The following is a 20,686-nucleotide window of genomic DNA, read 5'->3' on the forward strand; positions in this document are numbered from 1 at the left end:
CACGCAACAGCGCGGAAGTGGCTCAGTGGTAGAGCATCACCTTGCCAAGGTGAGGGTCGCGGGTTCGAATCCCGTCTTCCGCTCGGAGTGGTTCGACTCGGTGGAGTGGCCGAGAGGCGAGGCAGCGGCCTGCAAAGCCGTCCACACGGGTTCAAATCCCGTCTCCACCTCCAAGGACGATTAGCTCAGCGGGAGAGCGCTTCCCTGACACGGAAGAGGTCACTGGTTCAATCCCAGTATCGTCCACCACACTCCAAGGCCAGCCCGGAACGACAGGGCTGGCCTTTCTGCTGTCCAGGACCCGAACACCGGTCCGGCACGCGGACAGGCCCGCCCCCCGAGCGTGCGGTGCCGGCCCACTCAAGATCCAGCCTGCCGCCCTCACAGTGTCGAGCTCCGTCCGGACGGCCGACGCCGGGCCGCCGGCACGGCCGACGCCGGGCCGCCGGCGACGCCACGGGCCGGGTGGCTGACGTGCGCGGAGTGGCGGGCCCGCCTCCCGCAGCGGCCGGGGTGTGCGCCGGGCCGGGGGGATGGTCGCCATGGGCGGGAGAAGAATCGTGGTCATGGACATCGAACGTGCGCGTACCGCCCTCGACGCCGCCTATCGGGAGTTCACGGCTGCGGTGAAGGAGACCGATCTGCTGAGCCCCACCCGGTGTGCCGGTTGGGCGGGGGTGGATCTGCTGTTTCACGTGCTGTGCGACGCCCAGCGAGCCCTCGTCGCGTTCGCCACCCCCGCCGACGGGCCGCCCGACGTCGACCACGTCACCTATTGGAGCTCCTTCCAGCCCGTCCCGGACGCCCCCGAGGGCGCCGGGGGCGGCGCGGACGCCCACGCCTGGTGGGTGCGCAGGTCCGCCTCCGCCTTCACCCGGCCCTCCGGGGTGCTGCGGGTGTGGGAGGACACCGCCCCGGCCGCCGTGCGGGCGGCGCTCGCGGCCGACCCGGCGGGGCACGTCGCCACGCAGGGCCACGTGATCGCCGTGCCCGACTTCCTGGCCACGCTGGCGACCGAGGCCGCCGTCCACCACCTCGACCTGCGGGCCGCGCGGCCGCCCGCCCGGGAGGCGCTGGAACTGGCGGGCGAGACGCTCGACGGGCTGCTCGGCGCGGACCGCCCGGCCCATCTGGACCTGACGACGTATGTGCTCGAAGCCACCGGACGGCTCCCGTCCGCCGACGACCGCTTCCCGCTGCTGGGCTGACCACCGCGGAGCCGAGAGCGGCCGTACTCCGGCGCGGGGTCAGGCGTCGTCCGGGTGCATGCGGAAGTCGTAGCGTCCGGGCAGCGGGTCGGTGGTCAGGCGCGACCACGTGTCGTGCAGGACGGCCTCGCCCTCTCGCAGGTCATCGACGTCGAAGCCGGCGTCGAACAGCGCGCGGGCGCCGTCCCGGTCCCCTGCGGCGAGCAGGGCGCGGGCGCGGAGCAGGACGGCCCGGCCGGTCGCGGGCAGCGTGTCCAGGACGGCCAGGCACTCGGCGGCCCTGCCGGCCTCCAGCAGCGCGACGGCCGCCTCCGCCGCCAGGCGCTCCCGGACGAGTCCGGCCGTCCGGCGGAGGGCTGTGAGGTACAGGGTGGCCCGTTCGTCCGGGTTCGCGGTGGTGCGGGCCAGGCAGCGGGTCGCCCAGGGGTTCGGGCGCAGCTCGGCGGAGCGCCGCCACGCGCGTACCGCCCCCTCATGGTCCTGCGCGTGCCAGGCGGCCACGCCCAGGTGGTAGGCCGTCACCCAGGTCTCCGGCGCCCGCTCCAGCAGCCGCCGCCACGGCGCGGACACGAGGCTGTGCCCGGGATCCGCGCCGGGAGAGGGCTCGGGACGGGGGAAGGCGCCGGTGGTGAGGAGAGTCAGCCAGGGCGACTGGCCGGCGCCGAGGGTGGACCGGGGGAACGGGGTGCCTGGCGTGGTGACGCCGGCGCGCGCCACCTCCAGGGCGCCCCAGCCGGACCCCTCCGCCAGGATCCGGACGGGCTCCTGGTCGGCGTGCGGCCGCCACTTGCGCCAGGCGGCGGACACCTCGGCGGCCGGCAGCCGGGCCGCCAGCTCCTCCTCGGCCGCCCGCACCGCCTCCGACCAGTCCGCGCCGTGCGCGGCGGCGGGGTCGGCGCGCAGCGGCCCGTACGCCTCCAGCCAGGAGAACTCGCCCCCGCCGGGCAGCGGCACGTGTTCGAGCTGGGTACGGGCCAGCCCCGCCTGGATCTCCAGGTAGCCGCCGGTGCCGGGCTCGGTGAGCCAGTCCTGCCAGCGGCGTCCGCCGGGCCCGCGTCCCCACAGGAAGAGCTTGCGCCCGTGCAGCGACCGCGTGGAGGTGTGCACGAGGCCCGCGCCGGAGCCGTCGAGCGCGGCGATCCACGGACGGCGGTCGCCGAGCTCGAAGAAGTAGTCGGCGGCGTGGTCCGCGCGGGCCGGGTAGCTGCGATCCAGGCCGTCCCAGACCGGGATCGGGACCTGTTCGAGCCGCCCGGCGTAGCCGAAGTGCCAGGCCGTGCCGGCCGGGGCGAGCACACGCGTCCGCCCGGTCTCGGGGACGGCGATGTTCGACCACCAGTACGCCGGCACCTCGTGCGGGTGCGGGTTGCGCATGCGCACGCCCACGTACAGGAAGTCCGACCCGCGCGGCAGCCAGAAGTCGACCTGGTACGGCAGGTCCCGGGTGCGTTCCCACTCCCATATCCGGACCATCGGCGTGCCGTCGGGCCCCTCGGCCTCCCCGGCGAAGACCGGGCGGCAGGTCAGCGTGGTGTGCCCGGTCGAGCCGGAGTTCCACTCCACGCCGCCGGAGAACCAGGCGCCGGTCAGCCCGAAGTTCGCCGGTTGCAGCACCGGGTTCCGGTAGAGCAGCTCGCCGTGGTCGCGGTGGACCAGCGAGTACAGCCGTCCGCCCCAGCCGGGCAGCACGGTCGCGGTCAGCCGGTCGTTGGCGAGCTGGATCGCCTCGACCCGGCGGGGCCGGCGTGCCCGGTCGTAGCCGTCCTGGACGCGGCAGGGCAGCACGGAGGCGAGCCTGCCGTAGGAGAGCTGGAAGGCCATGTCGGGCGGCGCGCCGGCGACCGTGGCCGCGGGCCCGGCGGCCTCGCCGAGGGGCGGCAGCGGGTTGTCCGGGCCGGGCAGGGCGACCGGCAGAGTGATCATGATGCGGCGGACGGTCGTCGTCATTTCCCCATCCCCAGGGTGATGCCTTCGGTGACGCGGCGTCCCACCCAGGCGAACAGGACCACCATGGGCAGCACGACCACGCAGACGCCGGCGAACATACCGCCCCAGTTGGTGCCGGTGTACTGCTGCTGCTGGGCGAAGCCGATCAGCGCCACCGGCAGCGTCTCCTTCTCGTCGTCCTGCATCAGCACCAGGGCGAGCATGGTCTCGTTCCAGGAGACGATGAGCTGCAGCACGAACACGGTGACCAGCCCCGGCCGGGCGACCGGCACGACGATGCGCAGGAACGTCCGCCACACCCCGGCGCCGTCCAGCGCGGCGGCCTCCTCCAGCTCGCCGGGCAGCGACCGGAAGAAGCCGGTCAGCAGGAAGACGGTGAACGGCATGGCCGTGCCGACGTAGGCCAGGGTGAGGCCGGTCAGGGTGGAGGTGAGCTCCAGGCTGCTCAGCATGAGGAAGATCGGCAGCAGGATGACCTGGGTGGGCACGCCGGTCCCGAGCGCGAACAGCAGCGTCAGCGGCCGTCCCGCGCGGTTCGCGGTCCGGGTCAGCGCGTACGCGGCCGGCGCGGCGACCACCACGGCCAGCACCGAGGACAGCACGCCCACGACCGCGCTGTTGACCGCGGCCCGGCCGAAGTTCCCGACCTCCAGCGCGGTCAGGTAGTTGTCCAGCGTCGGCGGGATCGGCAGCCGCCAGGGATGGTCGAACACGTCGCGGGTGGTCTTCAGCGACGTGATCAGCACCCACGCCAGCAGCGCCACGTCGGCGGCGACGACCGCCCACACGACTGCCTTCATGGGCGCGAGCCTCGTCGGTCTCATGGTCGGCCCCCTCTCAGAACCGGACGGCTTCACGGTCGAGCGCCCGCCGCAGCAGGAGCACCACGGCCGCCGCGATCAGCAGGCTGAACAGCGCGCTGGCGGCGGTCATCCCCAGCTCGGGCGGCGAGCCTGAGCCGCCGTACGTGGCCGCGTAGCTGTAGAGGGCGACGGTCCAGGTGCTGCTCGGCGGCGTGCCCGCGGTGCCGCCGCCGAACACCAGCACCAGCTCGAACACCTTGATCGAGCTGATGGTCCACAGCAGCGCGCAGACGCTGAGCACGTCCCAGGTCAGCGGGATCGTGACGTGCCGCAGCCGCTGCCAGGACGTGGCCCCGAGCAGCGCGCAGTCCTCGTGGAAGGAGGCGGGGATGCGGTCGACGGCGGCCATGATGATCGTGGTGTAGTACCCGACGGCCGCCCAGATCGCCACGATCATGATGAGCGTGAACGTGTTGTCCACGGCCAGCCACTTGGGCGGGTCGCTCACCCCGAAGACGCCCCTCAGCACGGTGTTGACCAGCCCGTCGGGGTTGAACAGGAATCCCGCCACGATGGCCGGCACCAGCGCGCTGACGATGTTGGGGAAGAACAGGATGTTGCGCGCGACCAGCCGTCCGCGCATCTCCCTGAGCACCATCGTGAGCGCGAACCCGGCGGCGAACGTCACGCCGCCGCCGACGACCAGCAGCTTCAGGGTGTTGAGCAGCGCGGTGTGGAAGACCGGGTCGCCCAGCAGGCGGGCGTAGTTGCGCAGGCCGACGAAGCGGGAGTCGCCGTACCCGGCGGTCTGCTGGAGGCTGATCCACACCGCGTAGCAGGCCGGGCCGAGGACGAAGACGCCCAGCAGCGCCAGGGCCGGGCCGACCATGGGGACGAAGGCCCGCTGCCGGGCCCGTACGGCCGGGCCGGGCCGCGTCTCGGGTTCGGCCGCCATCAGCTGCCCTGGTTCTTCCAGAAGCCGGCCTGGACCGCGGTGATCTTGTCCACGAACCCCTGCGCGGTGAGCCTGCCGTTGAACAGCTCGCCCACCGCCGGGTAGTAGACCTTGTCGGTCCAGCCCGGCACGCTGAGCCCGGCCGCGAACGGGAAGGTCTCGGGCACGCTGTCGAGCTGCCGCTTCACCCCGGCCAGCGCCTCGGGCACGAACGCGTCCGCCCGCGGCGAGAGCACGGAGGCCGTCCTGGCCAGGTCGTCGGCGAACTCCTTGGTCGTCAGGTACGCGATGAACCGCTCGCCGGCCTCGACGTTCCTGGCCTTGGCGGGCATCGCGAAGCCGAACTGCACGACCTCCTCGCCCTTCGCCGGCCCGCCGACCTCGGGGAAGGGCATGGAGGCGGGCTTGAACCCGGCCCTGGCGTACGAGCCGACCTCGCTGGGCAGCCAGGAACCCATGATCATGAACGCGGCCCGGCCCTGGGCCCAGTTCTTCTGCTGCTCGGGGTATTTGCCGGCGTCGTACCCCTTGAGCAGGTAGCCCTCCTTGGCGAACCGCTCGATCTGCCGGGCGGCGGCCAGCACCTCGGGCTTCTTCCACGACTGCCCGGTGCGGTCCTCGGCGATGGCCTTGAGGCCGTCCGCGCCGATCGTCCGGTAGAGGTAGTAGTTCATCCAGTACGAGTCGGACCAGTACTGTTCGCCGTCGGCGGTGAGCGGGGCCGTCCGGCCGCCGTCCTTGAGGGTGCCGAGCAGCGCCAGGAACGCCGTCCAGTCCTTCGGCGGCGTCTCGGTGAGGGTGGCGGCGTCGTAGAACAGGCCGATGCCGGCCACGCTGTAGGGCACCATGTACGGCTGGCCGTCCGGCAGCCGCAACGCCGGGCTCTGCGAGTACTTGGCCGGGATGACGTCCTTGACCTTCTTGCCCGCCTCGCCGGGCACGTCGGCCTCGTACACCTTGGCCAGCCCCCGGGCCACGCCCGGGGTCACCATGAACGGCCGGATCGTGTCGTCGGACTGGTCGACCACGTCCGGCACCTTGGACGTGGTGAGCGCGGCGGGCAGTTTCTGCTTGACCACGTCGCGGCCGGCCCACTCGACCCTGACCTCGATGCCGGTGGCCCGGGTGAAGCGGGTGATCGCGGCCTGCAGGGCCACCTGCTGGGGTTCGCCCTGCTTCCACATCGACCAGTAGACGAGCTCCTTGCCGGACGCGTCCTGGGCGTCGCCGCCGCAGGCGGTGACCAGGCCGAGGGCCAGCGCGCCGGCGGCGAGCCCGGCGAACGTCCGGCGGATGGGGTGGGATCGGGATGAGCTCATCGAGCGGCACCGCCTGTCCTGTGAGATGGGGGGGTGGCCCGGCGGGGCCCGGACGGGACCCCGCCGGAGGAGGGTCAGCCGACGGTCCAGCGCTGGAGCGCCGAGCCGGTGTCGGCCTGCTGGGTGACGAGCGCGCCGTCGGCGGTGGAGGCCGTGGTGAGCAGCAGCCCGCTCTTCTGCGAGGCGATCCGGTAGCCGCCCGCGGGGGCGGGGGTGACCTGCCAGCTCTGGTTGGCGGCGCCGGTGCACGTCCACTGGATGATCTGGGCGCCGGCGGCGGTCGAGCCGCCGCCGACGTCCGCGCAGAGCTTGGACAGGCCGTTGGTGATCTGGTAGGAGCCGTCGGGCCGGCGGGTGAAGACCCAGCGCTGGTTGGCGCCGGAGTTGGGGGTCCAGGTGATGAGCTGGGTGCCCGGGGTGGTGGAGTGGTCGGGGTCGTCCAGGGCCTTGCCGGCGGCGGTCAGGGTGTGGGTGCCGCTCAGGTCGCCGCCCGAGGCGCCGGTGTCGGTCAGCGTCAGGGTCTGCTCGGCGGCCGTGCGGCGACCGCCCACCGTCCCGCCGGAGGTGTCGCTCCAGTGGCGTACGGGGGTGGTCTCGGCCGGTCGGGACGCGTCCGCCGTCAGGGCGAGGGCGAGGCCGCTGTAGCGGTTGACCAGCCGGTGGCCGCTCCCGCCCGGCACCACGAACCACTGCTGGCCCGCGGTGGGCCCGCCGGCGCCGGGGGCGGTGACGACCGGTCTGGCCCCCCAGGCGCGGCCGGCCGTCGTGGCCGCGTCCACGCCGAGCAGCCCGCCGGTGGAGGCGTTGGCGATGCGGTAGGAGCCGTCGCCGTTGGGGGTGAACGTCCAGTTCTCCAGGGGCGAGCCGGTCGGGGTGGCGGCGGAGGTGGTCGCCGGGCCGCCGGAGACCTGGGCCAGGACGCGGCCCGCCCCGGTGCCGATCCGGTAGGTCCTGGCCGGGTCCGCCGGGCCGGGGGCGGGCGCGGTGGAGGTGACGGTGAGGTTCGCGTACTCGCCGCTGGAGGTCGCGCACTCGATCGAGCAGTACGAGCGGAACGTCCTGCCGACGATGGCCGAGCCGGTTCTGCTGACGTCGTCGAGGAACCAGCGGTACCAGGAGCCGGAGACGTAGCTGCCGGTGTCGCCGATCAGGCGCCACCGCTGGGTCGACAGGTCGTCGGTGACGTAGAGTCGCTGCGGCTGACGGCCGGAGACGACCTCGGGCTCGCCGAGGTAGAGGCCGAGGTGGGCGTCGTAGGCGATGTTCATGATGAACAGGTCGGACTTCGGCGGCAGCTCCCCGGCGGCGATCTGCTGGTCGACCGTGCCGGTGTTGGCCGGGTCGTAGTCGCCGCCCACGGGCGTGTAGCCCCGGGGGTTCGCGGCGGTGACCGGGACCATGTTGCTCTCCTTGCCGCCCACCCCGGGCTGCGACCAGGAGCCGTCGTACCACTTGGTCCACGAGCCGGTCGCCATCTTGGCCGACATCGGCGCCCGCGCCACGTGGGCCAGGCCGCCGTTGCCGCCGCCCACGCCGCCCTTCGGGATGATCCGCGAGCCGTAGTAGACGTAGAAGTAGCCCGAGACCGGGTCGGCGAACAGGCGCGGGTCGCCGTCGCCGTAGTCGTAGGTCTGGTGGGGGAAGGCCGCGGCGTCGTTGCGCTTCGTGCTGTACGGCGAGGTGATCGCGTGGCCGAGGATGGTCCACACCCGGCCCTGGTTGCGGGAGACGGCGTAGTCGAGCGAGTCGTAGTGCAGGCCGTCGCCGAAGGGCTGGGGGGTGAACTCGTTGTGCACCAGGCCGTACCAGTCGCCGGTGTCGGGGTCCACCCAGACGCCGACCAGGTCGCAGTAGTTCTTGTGGGCGTATCCCGAGCCCGCGCCGGCGGGGGTCGCCTCGACGCCGGTCGGGCTGTTGTTGCAGCGCCAGGTCGTGTCGTTGTTGCGGTCGGCGGAGTTGGCCGGGTTGACCGCGTCGCTGATCGCGGCCGAGCGGGTGGCGGTCTCGAAGTTGGCGCCGGTGAAGAAGTCCCAGTAGCGGGGGTCGGAGGCGCCGTAGAGGGCGGCCGACTGCTGGAAGTAGAAGGTGCCGTCCTTGTCGATGTAGGTGGCCGCCGGGGTGTCGGTGGGATGGGCGTAGCGGCCGGTGGAGCCGACGGTGATCGTGTAGGTGGCGTCGGGCGGTGCGGCCGACGCGGCCGGGACGGCGAGGGAGCCGCCCAGGACCAGCGTCAGGGCCGCGGCGGCGGCGGTGAGCACGTTGCGATGGGGGGACACGGGTGCTCCTTTCTGTCGGGCACGCCACATCGGGCGGGCCCTTGGGGGAACCACGAGCCGGAACCGCGTGGCCGGACCATACGCCAGATTTGACCGCTCAAACAAGGCCCGAATTCGCGTTCTTGCTCTCTTGTCCGGTCAAAAGGCACGTAATGCGCACGATGGTTGACGAGATCCGAGCCGGGCGACTACGTTTCGGGGCGACGTCATTGGACCGGTCAAACCCCTAGGAGGCCGCGTGGTCACGATGCAGGACGTGGCCGAGCGGGCCGGGGTCACCAAGCAGACGGTCTCCAACGTGGTCACCGGCCGCGTACGCGTCCGCCCCGAGACCGAGGCCAGGGTGCGCGCCGCCATCGCCGAGCTCGGCTACACCCCCAACCTGGTCGCCCGCTCGCTGGCCACCGGCACCACCATGACCGTCGGCCTGTTCGTGCCGACGGTGGCCAGCTCGTTCTACTCGGCCGTGGTCGAGGAGGCGGAGAACGTCCTGGAGGAGCACGGCTACCACCTGCTGCTGTGCACCACCCGCCTCGACGGCGACCGGGCCCGCCGGCACATCACCGGCCTGACCAGCCGCTCGGTCGACGCCCTGCTGATCGCCGGCGACAACGGCCTCACCGAGCACCTGCCGCTCCTGGCCGACGCGCGTTTCCCCGTGGCGCTGTGCGCGTGGGAGAGCGAGGTGCCCGACACCCTGCCCGTCGTCACGATCGACTACGAGCAGGCCGGCTACCTGGCCGGGCGGCATCTGCGCGAGCTGGGCCACGAGCGGGTCGCGGTGCTGAGCAGCGCGCCGCACGCGCTGCGCGTGCAGGGGTTCCGGCGCGCGTTCGCCCGCGACGGCCTCGACGTCCCGGCCGCGGCCGTCTTCACCGCGCCGGAGCCGACGGCGATGGGCGGCTTCACCGCCGCCACCGCGGCCCTGACCGCCGACCCCGGCGTGACCGCGCTGTTCTGCACGCACGACATCCTCGCGCTGGGCGCGCTGGAGGCGGCCCGGCTCGGCGGCCGCTCGGTGCCCGGCGACCTGTCGGTGGTCGGCCACGACGACATCGACGAGGTACGGGTGACGCATCCCGCCCTCACCACGGTCGCCGTCCCGAGCAGGGAGATGACCAGGCAGGCCATCGAGCTCCTGCTGCGCGCCCTGGACGAGGGCCGCCCGCCGGTCAACTCCCTGCAGTTGCTGCGCTCGACCCTGATCGTCCGGGCCAGCAGCGGCCCCGCCTGACCTCCTGCGGCGCGGCGCAGGCGGCCAGCGTGCGGCGCAGCCAGCGTCCGCAGCCCCGGGCGCTCCAGCCCGCCGCCGCCCCGACGGCGACCCCGGCCAGCACGTCGCCCGGGTAGTGGGCGCCCACGTACACGCGGGAGGCGGCCACGCCGGCGGCGAGCAGCGTGACCGAGGTGGCGACCGGCAGCGGCGCGTCCCTGGAGACCGCCACCGCGAAGGCGACCGCGGACGCGCTGTGCCCCGACGGCAGCGACGAGGACGCCGGCACCCGGCGGCGCCGGATCACCGGGATGAGGTCCGTCAGCGGGCGCGGCCTGCGGATCGCCTGCTTGACGACCATGCTGGTCAGCGGGCTGGCCAGCGAGATCGCCAGTAGCCCGCGAACGCCCGCCCGCTGCAGGCGCGGCCGGCCCGTCATCATCAGGACGCCCGCCACCAGCCCCCACAGGACCGAGTTGTCGGCCGCCGACGACAGGTGCGGCAGCAGGGCGTCGAGCACGGGCAGGTCGGAGCGCGCGACCCGGTCGAAGGCCCGCTTGTCCCAGGCGTCGAAACGTTCGAGCAGCATCATCCAGCCGATCACCTCCGCGACGGCCCTACACCTGCCCGCCGATCATGCCGGTCATGCCCGGGACGGCCTGGCTCCCGTGCTCTCCCTGACCACGAGCTCGGGCTCGACCAGCCGCCGCGCCTCGGGCTCGTGCCCGGCCATGAAGTCGAGCAGCAGGTGGAAGGCGTGCCTGCCGACCTCGCCGAAGTCCTGGCGCACGGTGGTCAGCGGCGGCCAGAAGTAGGCCGACTCGGGGATGTCGTCGAACCCGGCCACGCTGACGTCCTCGGGCACCCGGCGGCCGGCCTCGCGCAGCGCGCGCAGCACGCCGAGCGCCATCTGGTCGTTGGCCACGAACACGGCGGTGACGTCGGGGTTCTCGCAGAGGCGGCGGCCGAGCTGGTAGCCCGAGCGGGCGCTCCAGTCGCCGCGCAGCACCTCGGGCGCCTCCCGGCCGGCGGCCTCCAGCACGCCGCGCCAGCCCTCGATGCGGCCGTTGGCGTCGAGCCAGTCGGCCGGGCCGGCGACGTGCCAGACCGTCTCGTGGCCGAGGCTGAGCAGGTGACGGGTGACCCGCCTGGCGCCCGCCTGCTGGTCGACCTTGGCCACCGGCACGGGGATGTCGTCGCCGGCGTCGACGGCCACCACCGGCATCTCCGGCGGCAGGTGGCGCAGGCCGTCGGCGGCCGACTCGTGCGGCGCCACGATGATCACGCCGTCGACCGCCTGGGCGCGCAGCCGCTGCACGCCCTCCTCCATCGACCTGCGGCTGAGCGAGGGCAGGCTGGCGATGCTGACGTTGTAGCCGGCCCGCCTGGCCGCCTGCTCGATGCAGTAGAGCGTGGAGGCCGGGCCGTAGAGGGTGGTGTCGATGCTGACCACGCCGAGCACCCCGGACCTGCCGGTGACGAGCTGGCGGGCGGCCTGGTTGGGCCGGTAGTCGAGCTCGCGCACCGCGGCCATGACGCGGGCCCTGGTCTCCGCGCGGACCCGGTCGGGCGCGTTGAGCACGCGCGAGACGGTCATGGCCGAGACCCCGGCGAGCACGGCCACGTCCATGAGCACCGCCGGCCTGTCGCCCTTCGCTTTCACCGCCGCCCACCTCCTGTCAGCGGTAACGCTAACAGGCCCGGGGCGCTCCCGCGCGACCGCGCGGCAGCCGCGCACGGCCCCCGCGAACCCGCGGCACTCCTGGTCGGCGGCCTGACGCTGCCAGGTAACTGCCAGGAACGGTAGGTAGTCTGCCTCGCCATGAACTGGCAGCGGCACGTCAACAAAGCGCTGGTCAGGTTCACCGGATTCCAGATCGAGCGAGTCGGGAACACGCCCTCTCCCCCGCCCGCTCCCGAGATCAGACCGCCCGCGGATCCGCTAACCGACCGGCTGCTCGAATCCCCCGTCTTCCTCCTGTCCCCCGTACGGTCCGGCTCCACGCTCCTGCGCGCGATCCTCAACGCCCACCCCGACCTGCACGCCCCCCACGAGCTGCACGTACGCCGGTTGCGGGTGCAGTTCGGCACTCCGCTGGCCGCCAAGGCGATGGCCGCGCTCGGGCACAACCAGGCCGATCTGGAACACCTGCTGTGGGACCGGGTGCTGCACCGCGAGCTGGTCCGCAGCGGCAAGCGGTACGTCGTGGACAAGACCCCCGCCAACGCCTTCGCCCACCAGCGCATCGCCGCCTGCTGGCCGGACGCCCGCTTCGTCTTCCTGCTGCGCCACCCCGCCTCCATCGCCACGTCCTGGCACGAGGCCGCCCCCGACCGGCGCACCCCCGAGGAGGCCGCCCTGGACGCCCTGCGGTACATGAAGGCCGTGCAGCGGGCCAGGGCCGCGCTGCCGGGGCTGACCGTCAGGTACGAGGAGCTGAGCGCCGAGCCCGAGCGCGTCACCCGCGAGATCTGCGCGTTCCTCGGCCTGGAGTGGGAGCCGCGGATGCTCTCCTACGGCGAGCAGCAGGTGCTGGAGAAGGGGCTCGGCGACTGGCGGGACAAGATCAGGACCGGGACCGTCCAGCCCGCCCGGGAGCTGCCCTCCCCCGACCAGATCCCCGAACCCCTCAAGCCCATCGCCCGGACCTGGGGGTACCTCGCGTGAAGATCCGCTACCTGATGCTGCACGCCTACGGCATGGGCGGCACGATCCGCACGGTGGTCAACCAGGCGAACGCGATGACCGCGGCCGGGCACGACGTCGAGCTGGTCAGCCTGGTACGGCGGCGCGAGGCCCCGCAGTTCGCCATCGACCCCCGCGTCACCGTCACCACGCTGGTGGACCAGCGCGGGGGCAGACAGCCCGACTCCGTCGGCCGCAGGGCGTGGCGGCGGATCCGCGGCAAGATCGTGCCGCGCGGCGAGTTCGCCGCCGACTACTTCACCGAGCGGGTGGAACGGGCCGCGATGGACTACGTCTCCGGCCTGTCCGGCGGCGTCCTGGTGACGACCAGGCCCGCCCTGAACCTGATCTCCGCCCGCCGCACCCCCGCCGACGTGGTCAGGATCGCGCAGGAGCACATGAACCTGTCCGCCTACCCCGACACGATCCGCAGGGAGATCGCCCGCCACTACGGCAGGTTCGCCGCGGTCACCGTGCTGACCAGGACCAACAAGCTCGAATACCAGCGCCTGCTGCCGGACACGCCGGTGGTGGTGATCCCGAACGCCGTCCACCGCGTGGAGCGGGAACCGTCCCGGCAGGTCAACCCGGTGGTGGTGGCGGCCGGGCGGCTGGTGCCGCAGAAGGGGTTCGACCTGCTCATCGAGGCGTTCGCGCAGGTCGTGCGGGTGCATCCGGAGTGGCGGCTGCGCGTCTTCGGCACCGGACCGCGCCGCAGCCAGCTCGCCGGGCTGGTCGCGCGGCACGGGCTGGCGGAGCACGTGACGCTGCCCGGCCGTACCGAGCGGCTGGAGAAGGAGCTGGCCGAGGCGTCGGTGTACGCGCTCAGCTCCCGCTTCGAGGGCCTGCCCATGGTGATGATCGAGGCCATGACGCACGCGCTGCCCGTGGTCGCCTTCGACTGCCCCACCGGGCCGCGGGACGTGCTGACCGACGGCGTGGACGGCGTCCTGGTGCCGCCCAGGGACGTGGACGCGCTGGCCGCCGCGCTGATCCGGGTGATCGGCGACCGGGAGCTGCGGGTGCGGATGGGCGAGGCGGCGGCGGCGACGTCGCGGGCGTACGGGCCGGAGGTGGTGATGCCGATGTGGGAGGAGCTGTTCTCCGGGCTGGCGCGGGGGCAACGGGTGGCGGACAACCTCTGGACGGGCCGCTGAGGGGCCCGGCACGAAAGATCTACCTGACGGATTCTCCGGCGTCGGCGGGGTTTCTAACGATTTAGTCACAGGTTTTGCCGCAAATCGTTAAACGCACGCCAAACCGGGCGGCAGCCTGGGGTGCATGCGTAACCGGAAAGCTCGACTCACCGCGTTCGCAGGCGCCTTCGCCCTGGTCACGGGGCTGGGCGTGCCCGCGTACGCGCAGACCGCGACCCCGTCCGCCGCGACCCCGTCTGTCGCGACCCCGTCCCTCGCGGCCCCTTCCTTCGCGACCCCTTCCCTCGTCGCCTCCGCCGCCGACGCCGGGGCGCCCGCCGTGTACGGCCGGGCCGCCTACCTGATGGACGCCCGGTCCGGCGCCGCGCTGTTCGGCAAGGCCGCCGACACCCGCATGCCGATCGCCAGCCTCACCAAGACGATGACGGCGTACGTCGTCCTGCAGTCGGCCAAGCCCACGGACATGGTGGAGATCGCCCCCCAGGACGCGCGGTACGCCGAGGAGGGCGGCGGCACCACCGCCGACCTGCGGCCCGGCGACCGGCTGCCGGTGGGCGAGCTGCTCTACGCGCTCATGCTGCCCTCGGGCGCCGACGCCGCCCACGCGCTGGCCCGTACGTACGGGCCGGGCGTGCCGGGGTTCGTCGACAAGATGAACGCCACCGCCCGCTCGCTCGGCATGAACGACACCCGGTACGTCAACGCCGACGGGCTGCCCACGCCGGCGGGCGACGGCTGGTCCACCGCCCGCGACCAGGCCGTGCTGGCCGCCAAGGCCCTCCAGGTGCCGCTGATCGAGGGCGTGGCCGGGACCCGGTACCACGAGGTCGCCGCGACCGAGGAGCACGGCGCGTACGGCTGGCGCAACACCAACCGCCTGCTCGCCGAGCCGGGGGTGATCGGGTTGAAGACGGGGTTCACCCGGGCGGCGGGGTACAGCCTGGCCTTCGCCGGTGAGCGGGACGGGCACCGGCTGGTGGGCGTGATCCTGGGCGAGTCGGTCTCCAGCCGCCGCTTCGACACCGCCCAGTCCCTCCTCACCTGGGCCCCCACCCGCACCGCCGCCTGACCTTTTTCACACCCCCACCCCCACCACCTGACAGGCGTCGTCTCCTGGGGGACCGGGCTGTCCGCATGATGGACGCTCGTGATCTCTTGGGTTAGTTTGCCCGGCATGAACGTTCGCATCGCGATGAGCGTGTTGTCCGCGGCGCTCGTCCTCACCGCCCCGCTCCCCGCCCACGCCACCACCACCGGCCCCGGCCCGGACCTCGGCTGGGAGCTGAAGGAGACCGGCGTGACCGCCCGCTTCCGTGGTCTCGCGCCCGTGAGCAGGGACGTGGTGTGGGCCGCCGGCACCGGCGGAACCGTCCTGCGCACCGTGGACGGCGGACGCACCTGGCAGAACGTCTCCCCGCCCGGCACCGAGTCACTCCAGTTCCGCGACGTGGAGGCGTTCGACGCCCGCCGCGCCCTGGTCCTGTCGATCGGCACGGGCCCGGACGGCCGCGTCTACCGCACCGAGGACGGCGGCCGCACCTGGACCGAGTCCTTCAGGAACGACGAGCCGAACGCCTTCTACGACTGCATGGCCTTCTTCGACCGCCGCCACGGCCTGGCCATGAGCGACCCGGTGAACGGCAGGTTCCGCCTCCTGGCCACCGAGGACGGCGGCCGGAGCTGGCAGGTGCTCCCGTCCACCGGCATGCCGGACGCGCTGCCCGGCGAGGCCGGTTTCGCGGCGAGCGGCCAGTGCCTGGTGACCGCGGGCGGACGCGACGCCTGGATCGCCACCGGCGGCGGCGAGCGGTCACGCGTGTTCCGTTCGGCCGACCGCGGGCGTACGTGGACCGTCTCCGACACCCCGATCCCGGCCGCCGACCCGGCGAAGGGCGTCTTCGCGCTGGCCTTCCGCGACCGGCACCGCGGGATCGCGGTCGGCGGCGACTACCAGCCCGGCCTCCCCTCCCCGAACGCCGCCGCGGTCACCGGGGACGGCGGCGCCACCTGGCGGCCCGCCACGACCCCGCCGCCCGCGTACCGGTCGGGGGTGACGTGGCTGCCGCACCTGCCGTTCGCGGCGATCGCGGTCGGCCCCGCGGGCAGCGACGTGACGTACACCGGCGGGGCCCGCTGGGAGACCTTCGACGGCGGCTCGTTCGACACGGTCTCGTGCACCCCGGACCTGTCCTGCTGGGCCTCCGGCGAGCAGGGCCGCATAGCCCGTCTCCGCCTCCGCTAGCACGAGGGGCGCACGGGGCTCGCGGAACCCGCGGGGGTCCACGGCGGGCGCGGCGGGCCGGGTCAGCGGACGCCGCGCGGCCTGAACTGGATGCTGATGCGCGGCCCCGCGGGCCGGGCGGTCTTGGGGATGGCGTGCTCCCACGTCCGCTGGCAGCTGCCGCCCATGACGATCAGGTCGCCGTGCCCGAGGTCGCGGCGGATCGAGGGGCCGCCGCCGCGCGGGCGCAGCAGGAGCGGGCGCGGGCTGCCCACCGAGACGATCGCGACCATGGTGTCCTCGCTGCTGCCCCGGCCGATGGTGTCGCCGTGCCAGGCCACGCTGTCGCGGCCGTCGCGGTAGAAGCACAGGCCCGCGGTGCGGAAGGGTTCGCCCAGTTCCTCGCCGTAGTGGGCGTCGAGCGCCGTTCTGGCCTGGTCGAGGACGGGGTCGGGCAGCGTCTCGCCCTCGTCGTAGAACTTGAGCAGGCGCGGGACGTCGAGGACCCGGTCGTACATGCGGCGGCGCTCGGCACGCCACGGCACCGTCTCGGCCAGCCGCGCGAACAGCGTGTCGGCCCCCGTCAGCCAGCCGGGCCGCAGGTCGATCCAGGCTCCGTGGTCGAGGTACGTCCGGCGGACCGTGGCGCCCAGCCGCCCGACGCCGAGCTCCTCGTCGAGACCCAGCAGAGATGCTTGGAACGCGGCTTTCATGAGGCCGAGTCTATGCCATTGTTCAAACACATATTCGACTCGGGGGCCGGCTCGAGGGTTGGAAGGCGCCCGGCCTGTGCGGTACGCAGTCCGTACAGGCCGGGCGGGTCGCCGCCGGCGGGCGCGAGGCCCGCGCGGGACGATCACCCGAGCCCTTCCCCGCCCGGACCGTCCCTTAACGCGGATCCTGTAACGTCTTGCTGGTGCTGACGCGTTACATGGCCGGGGTGGTCGCGGCCCGGACCGGCGACGAGATGTCCGGACCCGCCCTCCTGGTGGCCGGGCTCGCCGCCACCGGCTCTCCGCTGCTCGGGGCGTCGCTGCTGGCCGGGCTGACCGTCTCGGCGGCCGTCGGCGGGCCGCTGCTCGGCGTGCTGCTGGACCGCGCCCGCCGTCCGGGCCGGTTGCTGGCGTGCTGCCTGCTCGGGTACGCGACCGGCTTGCTGCTGGTGGCGGGCGGCGTCGGACGGGTGCCCGGGACGGCACTGGTGGCGCTGGCGGTGGTGACCGGGCTGGCGGGCCCCGCGCTCACCGGCGGCTGGACGGGACAGCTCCCCCTGGTCTCCGGGCCGGACCGGGGACGGCTGGCACGGGCCACCGCGCTGGACGCCATGACGTACAACGTGGCGGGGCTGGCCGGTCCGGCGGCGGTCGGCGTGATCGCGGCCGTGGCGGGCGGTCCGGCGGCGGTGCTCGTCTCCGCGGCCCTCCTCCTGACCGCCCTCCCCGCCGCCTGGACCCTCCCCACCCGCACCCCCCAAAACCGCCCTGCCCACGCCCAGCCCACAAGCGCCCCACCCACAGGCGCCCGGCCGCACGACCGGCCCGCCCTCGACCACCCCACGCTTGACCCGCCCAGCCACGCCCACCCCACGAGCGACCTCCCCGCAGACAACCGGCCGAACGGTGAGCGGCGGCGCTTCGGCGGCCTCAGCTCGCCCGTACGGGCTGCGGGGGCGGTCGCGCGGGAGATGGCGGCCGGGGTCCGGGCGGTGCTCGGGAACCGGGTGCTGGGACGGGCCACCGCCGGGTCGATGGTCTCGTGCGCCGGGGCGGGCATGTTCGTGGTGTCGGCGCCGGTGCTGGGGCTGGAGCTCACGGGCGACAGCAGCCGCGGCACGCTGCTGCTGGCCGTCACGGCAGCAGCCGGCCTGGCCGCGAACGGACTCCTGGCCTGGCGCGGCGGCCCCCGTCGCCGGAACCCGACACCGGCGTGGGACGCGACCCTGACCTGGTCCACCGCGCTGGTCGGCGCAGGCATGACGTTGGCCGCGATGGCAGGAACGGCCCTGGTGGGGGCGTATTGGATCGCGGTGGTCGCGGCGGGGCTGGTGGGCGCGGGCGAGGGGCCGCAGTTGACGGCGCTGTTCGCGGTGCGGCAACGCGAGGCCCCCGCCGCTCTGCGCAGCCAGGTGTTCACGACCGGCGCCAGCCTCAAGATCACCTCGTTCGCCGTCGGATCGGCGCTGGCAGGCCCGCTGAGCACCCAGTCGGCCACTGCCGCCCTGCTGACCGGCGCGGCCTTACAGGCCGTGGCCGTCTACGTTCTCCTCCGCCGCCGCGGTTGGCGAGCGGCGGCGGGCGACGCGGGCACCGGCAGGCGGTGAGCAGGCGCAGGCTGGCTGGGGCGGGCGCGTGGTGTCAGGGGGTTGGCTGGGGGCGGGCGCGGTGGGCGGCGACGCGGGCTCGGGTGGCGCAGCGGGTGCCGCAGTAGCGGCGGGGGCTGCCGCCGCCCAGGTCCAGGTACGGCCGTCCGCACCCCGCGGCCGCGCACAATCCGCCCGGAACGCGCTGATGGTCGGCGACCAGCACGGCCAGGGCCATCGCCGACGAGGCCAGGAACCACTCGGCCCACGGCGCGTCGTCGCCGCTGTCGACGTGCAGATGCCAGGACGTCGTACCCCGGTGGCTGGTCAGCCTGGGCGGCCGGGCGGTGTCGGCGAGCAGGCGGTTGAGCAGGCCCGCCGCCTCCCCGGCGTCGCGCGCGCCCAGCACGTCGCGCAGTCGGGCCGCCGCCGCCCGCATCGCGGCCACGTCGGAGTCGTCGAGGCCGAGGTCGCCGTGCTCGCCGTGGCGGCGCAGGACGTCCGTCACCGAGGCGGGCGTCGGCTCTTCGTGCAGCAGCGCCACGCACAGCTCGACGGCTCTGACGGCCATCGCCCTGGTCGAGTGAACCTCCACGCGGCAAGCGTATCCACGGCGGGACTCCCCCTGCCCCGCCGCGGACCCTGCCCCGCCGTGGCGTGGGCTCAGCCGCCGCAGGCGGCGAAGACGAAGCTGTCCTTGAGGACGGTGTACCGGTCCCTGACCCGTACGGCCCCCGTCCCCGTGTCGACCTGGACGATGGTCATCCTGGACGAGCCGGACACCAGGTGCAGCGTGACCTGCGTGTCGCCGGTCCAGTCGATCATGCTGAGCTCGCCGTCCGGCAGCTTGATCTTCCTGCGTCCGGTGACCTCGTCGGTGGCGAGGTCGTAGGTGAGCAGCTCGGTCTTCTTGCCGCGGATCACGACCGCCGCCGTGTGCCCGTCGCCGGCCAGCGCCTGCGGGCCGTTGGCGGCCACGACCTGCGGCGGCGTGACGCGTACGAGATGCTCGCCCGTCTGGTCGCGCACGACCAGGTCGGTGACGGAGTCGTCGGACTCGATCGAGGACAGCACCTCGTCGCCGTCGCCGCTGAACCCGAGGAGGGTCTCGTCGGCGGGGACGGTGCCGAGCAGGGCGCCGCTCGCGGTGTCGAAGATCTTCGTGGCGGCGGGCCGGTCGCTCTGGACCACGACGGCCAGGCGCGCGCCGTCGCCGGAGAGCAGCAGCGTCACCTCGTTCTGGGCGACCCGCGGCAGCGCGTCCTCGGGCAGCAGCGTGACGCCGCCGCCCAGCACGCGCACGGCCGGCCGCCCGGCCTTGGTGAGGTATGCCACGCGCTGCCCGTCGCCGCTGACCGCGATCGGCGCCGGCGAGGTGACGGTGGACCTGCGCCTGGCGTCGAGCGCGACGACCTGGGCGTCGGGCAGCGTCCTGCGCCCGCCGTCGTGCATGACCAGCCGCCACTGCCCGCAGGGCCGGGACGTGCCGTCCTTGTCCGGGCAGCCCTTGACGGAGGCGTACCGGATGCTGTCGTGGCCGTGGTGCGGCGCGGCCTGGGCGGCGGCCGGCACGGCGGTGAGGGTGAGCAGGGCTGCGGTCAGCAAAGGGACGATTCTCACGATGGTCACTCCCCCGGGAACACGATGGTGTGAGGGTCGGGGCCCACCTTGTAGGTGTCGGTACGGCGGGCCTGGCCGGAAGCGGGGTCGACGGTGAGCACCCGTACCACCGTCGACTTCGTGGTGCTGCTGTCGTAGGAGTAGGCGGCGAGCCGTCCGTCAGGGGTCCAGCGGGCGTGGTCGGGCGAGGCGTCGCCGGCGAGGGGCAGGTTCACGCCGTCGGCGAGCCGGGCGGTCTCCAGGTCGTACGTGCGCATCCGGGGCGGGCCGCCACTGCTGCCGCCGGAGCTGAACGCGGCGACGGTGTGCCCGTCGGCGGACAGCGCGAGGGTGACGGCGTTGGCGACGAACTGGGGGGCCTGGCTCCTGAGCGCCCGGCCGTCGAGCCCGTAGGAGTACAGCCATCTGGTGCCGTCGCTCAGGTCGCGGGTGGTGAGCACCTCGTCCCCGTCGCCGCTGAAGCCGGCCGGTTCGCCCTTGACGGTCAGGCCGGTGATCCTGCCGGTGGCCAGGGTGAGCACGTCGACGTGGCCTTGGCGGCCGACGAGGAGCCGGTCGCCGGCCGTTGACAGGTAGAGGGCGTCGTCCGCGCCGGGGCGCAGGGACCTGGGCAGTTCCCTGACCGGGCCGCCGGCCGCCGCGCGTGCGACCAGGCGGTGGTCGCGGGCCCGCTGGTAGACGATGGTCCGGCCGTCGCCGCTGAGGGCGAACAGGGAGGTCGCGCGGGCCTTGGCGCGGGCGGCGGAGTCGCCGACGGTGACCTTGCGGCCGTCACGGAGGAGCAGGTGCCAGGGGCCGCACGGGGACGTGCCCTCGACGGGCAGCTCGCAGGCGGTGACCCAGGCCGCGCGGGCCTGCGGCGGCCCGGTGTGCGCGGGTGCGGCGGCGGCCGGGAGCCCCGGCCCGCCGGCGACCGCCGGCGCGAGGAGCGCGGCGGCCGCTGAGAACAGCCTCATGAGTGGTGATCCTTTCGCTCACCTGG

General features: G+C 73.9%; 18 protein-coding genes and 3 tRNA genes. 10 read left to right on the plus strand and 11 right to left on the minus strand.

All coding sequences use genetic code 11. The features are described 5' to 3' along the window. Positions 1–11: 11 nt before the first annotated feature. The 4 genes from ACIBQ6_RS30755 (at position 12) to ACIBQ6_RS30770 (ending at position 1,208) form a co-directional block, all read left to right on the plus strand. Positions 12–83 (plus strand) — tRNA-Gly (locus ACIBQ6_RS30755). Positions 84–99: 16 nt separating this feature from the next. Continuing rightward, a tRNA-Cys gene (locus ACIBQ6_RS30760) sits at positions 100–173 on the plus strand. Position 174: 1 nt separating this feature from the next. After that, positions 175–249: transfer RNA gene (locus tag ACIBQ6_RS30765), tRNA-Val, on the plus strand. 317 nt (positions 250–566) lie between these two features. Continuing rightward, positions 567–1,208 (plus strand): maleylpyruvate isomerase N-terminal domain-containing protein, encoded by a 642-nt coding sequence (locus ACIBQ6_RS30770; protein WP_397216109.1) that lies wholly within the window; start codon positions 567–569, stop codon positions 1,206–1,208. Between the two features lie 39 nt (positions 1,209–1,247). Here ACIBQ6_RS30770 and ACIBQ6_RS30775 read toward each other — a convergent pair whose 3' ends face one another. The 5 genes from ACIBQ6_RS30775 to ACIBQ6_RS30795 all read right to left on the minus strand — a co-directional run bounded on the left by ACIBQ6_RS30775 (position 1,248) and on the right by ACIBQ6_RS30795 (position 8,508). After that, positions 1,248–3,155, minus strand: coding sequence for a DUF5107 domain-containing protein (locus tag ACIBQ6_RS30775; protein WP_397216110.1), 1,908 nt, complete (start codon positions 3,153–3,155; stop codon positions 1,248–1,250). Continuing rightward, on the minus strand, positions 3,152–3,955 hold the full coding sequence (locus ACIBQ6_RS30780) for a carbohydrate ABC transporter permease (protein WP_358285492.1): 804 nt from the start codon (positions 3,953–3,955) through the stop codon (positions 3,152–3,154). The genes ACIBQ6_RS30775 and ACIBQ6_RS30780 overlap by 4 nt, the downstream gene beginning before the upstream one ends. Before the next feature lie 37 nt (positions 3,956–3,992). Continuing rightward, a complete protein-coding gene (locus ACIBQ6_RS30785; protein WP_397216111.1) occupies positions 3,993–4,913 on the minus strand; it encodes a carbohydrate ABC transporter permease in 921 nt (306 codons plus the stop codon). Then, positions 4,913–6,232, minus strand: coding sequence for an ABC transporter substrate-binding protein (locus ACIBQ6_RS30790; RefSeq protein ID WP_397216112.1), 1,320 nt, complete (start codon positions 6,230–6,232; stop codon positions 4,913–4,915). The genes ACIBQ6_RS30785 and ACIBQ6_RS30790 overlap by 1 nt, the downstream gene beginning before the upstream one ends. A gap of 74 nt (positions 6,233–6,306) precedes the next feature. Continuing rightward, the gene (locus tag ACIBQ6_RS30795; protein WP_397216113.1) at positions 6,307–8,508 is read right to left on the minus strand and encodes an RICIN domain-containing protein; all 2,202 of its coding nucleotides are present in this window, start codon (positions 8,506–8,508) and stop codon (positions 6,307–6,309) included. A gap of 247 nt (positions 8,509–8,755) precedes the next feature. Between ACIBQ6_RS30795 and ACIBQ6_RS30800 the strand changes: the two genes are divergently transcribed. Continuing rightward, on the plus strand, positions 8,756–9,742 hold the full coding sequence (locus ACIBQ6_RS30800; RefSeq protein WP_352361449.1) for a LacI family DNA-binding transcriptional regulator: 987 nt from the start codon (positions 8,756–8,758) through the stop codon (positions 9,740–9,742). Here ACIBQ6_RS30800 and ACIBQ6_RS30805 read toward each other — a convergent pair. Both ACIBQ6_RS30805 and ACIBQ6_RS30810 read right to left on the minus strand, forming a co-directional pair. Further along, positions 9,681–10,325 (minus strand): phosphatase PAP2 family protein, encoded by a 645-nt coding sequence (locus ACIBQ6_RS30805; protein WP_397216114.1) that lies wholly within the window; start codon positions 10,323–10,325, stop codon positions 9,681–9,683. The two genes, ACIBQ6_RS30800 and ACIBQ6_RS30805, sit on opposite strands and share 62 nt — an antisense overlap. Positions 10,326–10,364: 39 nt before the next feature. After that, positions 10,365–11,351, minus strand: a complete 987-nt coding sequence (locus ACIBQ6_RS30810) for a LacI family DNA-binding transcriptional regulator (RefSeq protein WP_352361447.1) — start codon at positions 11,349–11,351, stop codon at positions 10,365–10,367. A gap of 192 nt (positions 11,352–11,543) precedes the next feature. On the opposite strand from ACIBQ6_RS30810, the gene ACIBQ6_RS30815 reads away from it, so the two are divergent. From ACIBQ6_RS30815 to ACIBQ6_RS30830, 4 genes are all read left to right on the plus strand, one after another. Then, on the plus strand, positions 11,544–12,389 hold the full coding sequence (locus ACIBQ6_RS30815; RefSeq protein ID WP_358285479.1) for a sulfotransferase: 846 nt from the start codon (positions 11,544–11,546) through the stop codon (positions 12,387–12,389). Next, positions 12,386–13,564: a glycosyltransferase family 4 protein gene (locus ACIBQ6_RS30820; RefSeq protein ID WP_397216115.1), complete on the plus strand. Its 1,179-nt coding sequence runs from the start codon at positions 12,386–12,388 to the stop codon at positions 13,562–13,564. The genes ACIBQ6_RS30815 and ACIBQ6_RS30820 overlap by 4 nt, the downstream gene beginning before the upstream one ends. 124 nt (positions 13,565–13,688) lie before the next feature. Further along, positions 13,689–14,633 carry a D-alanyl-D-alanine carboxypeptidase family protein gene (locus ACIBQ6_RS30825; RefSeq protein ID WP_397216116.1) on the plus strand — a complete coding sequence of 315 codons (945 nt, stop codon included), beginning with the start codon at positions 13,689–13,691 and terminating at the stop codon, positions 14,631–14,633. A 105-nt stretch (positions 14,634–14,738) separates the two neighbouring features. Further along, complete coding sequence (locus tag ACIBQ6_RS30830; RefSeq protein ID WP_397216117.1) at positions 14,739–15,806, plus strand: oxidoreductase; 1,068 nt, start codon at positions 14,739–14,741, stop codon at positions 15,804–15,806. A gap of 62 nt (positions 15,807–15,868) precedes the next feature. Here the strand turns inward: ACIBQ6_RS30830 and ACIBQ6_RS30835 are convergent, their stop codons facing one another. Next, a complete protein-coding gene (locus tag ACIBQ6_RS30835) occupies positions 15,869–16,498 on the minus strand; it encodes an alpha-ketoglutarate-dependent dioxygenase AlkB (RefSeq protein WP_397216118.1) in 630 nt (209 codons plus the stop codon). Between the two features lie 203 nt (positions 16,499–16,701). On the opposite strand from ACIBQ6_RS30835, the gene ACIBQ6_RS30840 reads away from it, so the two are divergent. After that, on the plus strand, positions 16,702–18,105 hold the full coding sequence (locus ACIBQ6_RS30840) for an MFS transporter (protein WP_397216119.1): 1,404 nt from the start codon (positions 16,702–16,704) through the stop codon (positions 18,103–18,105). A gap of 34 nt (positions 18,106–18,139) precedes the next feature. On the opposite strand, the gene ACIBQ6_RS30845 is transcribed toward ACIBQ6_RS30840, so the two are convergent. From ACIBQ6_RS30845 to ACIBQ6_RS30855, 3 genes are all read right to left on the minus strand, one after another. Beyond that, on the minus strand, positions 18,140–18,679 hold the full coding sequence (locus ACIBQ6_RS30845) for a CGNR zinc finger domain-containing protein (RefSeq protein ID WP_387664816.1): 540 nt from the start codon (positions 18,677–18,679) through the stop codon (positions 18,140–18,142). 68 nt (positions 18,680–18,747) lie between these two features. After that, on the minus strand, positions 18,748–19,704 hold the full coding sequence (locus ACIBQ6_RS30850; protein ID WP_397216120.1) for a hypothetical protein: 957 nt from the start codon (positions 19,702–19,704) through the stop codon (positions 18,748–18,750). A 5-nt stretch (positions 19,705–19,709) separates the two neighbouring features. Next, complete coding sequence (locus ACIBQ6_RS30855; protein ID WP_397216122.1) at positions 19,710–20,660, minus strand: hypothetical protein; 951 nt, start codon at positions 20,658–20,660, stop codon at positions 19,710–19,712. Positions 20,661–20,686 lie beyond the last annotated feature (26 nt).

The organism is Nonomuraea sp. NPDC049655 (assembly GCF_044465465.1).
Taxonomy (GTDB): domain Bacteria; phylum Actinomycetota; class Actinomycetes; order Streptosporangiales; family Streptosporangiaceae; genus Nonomuraea.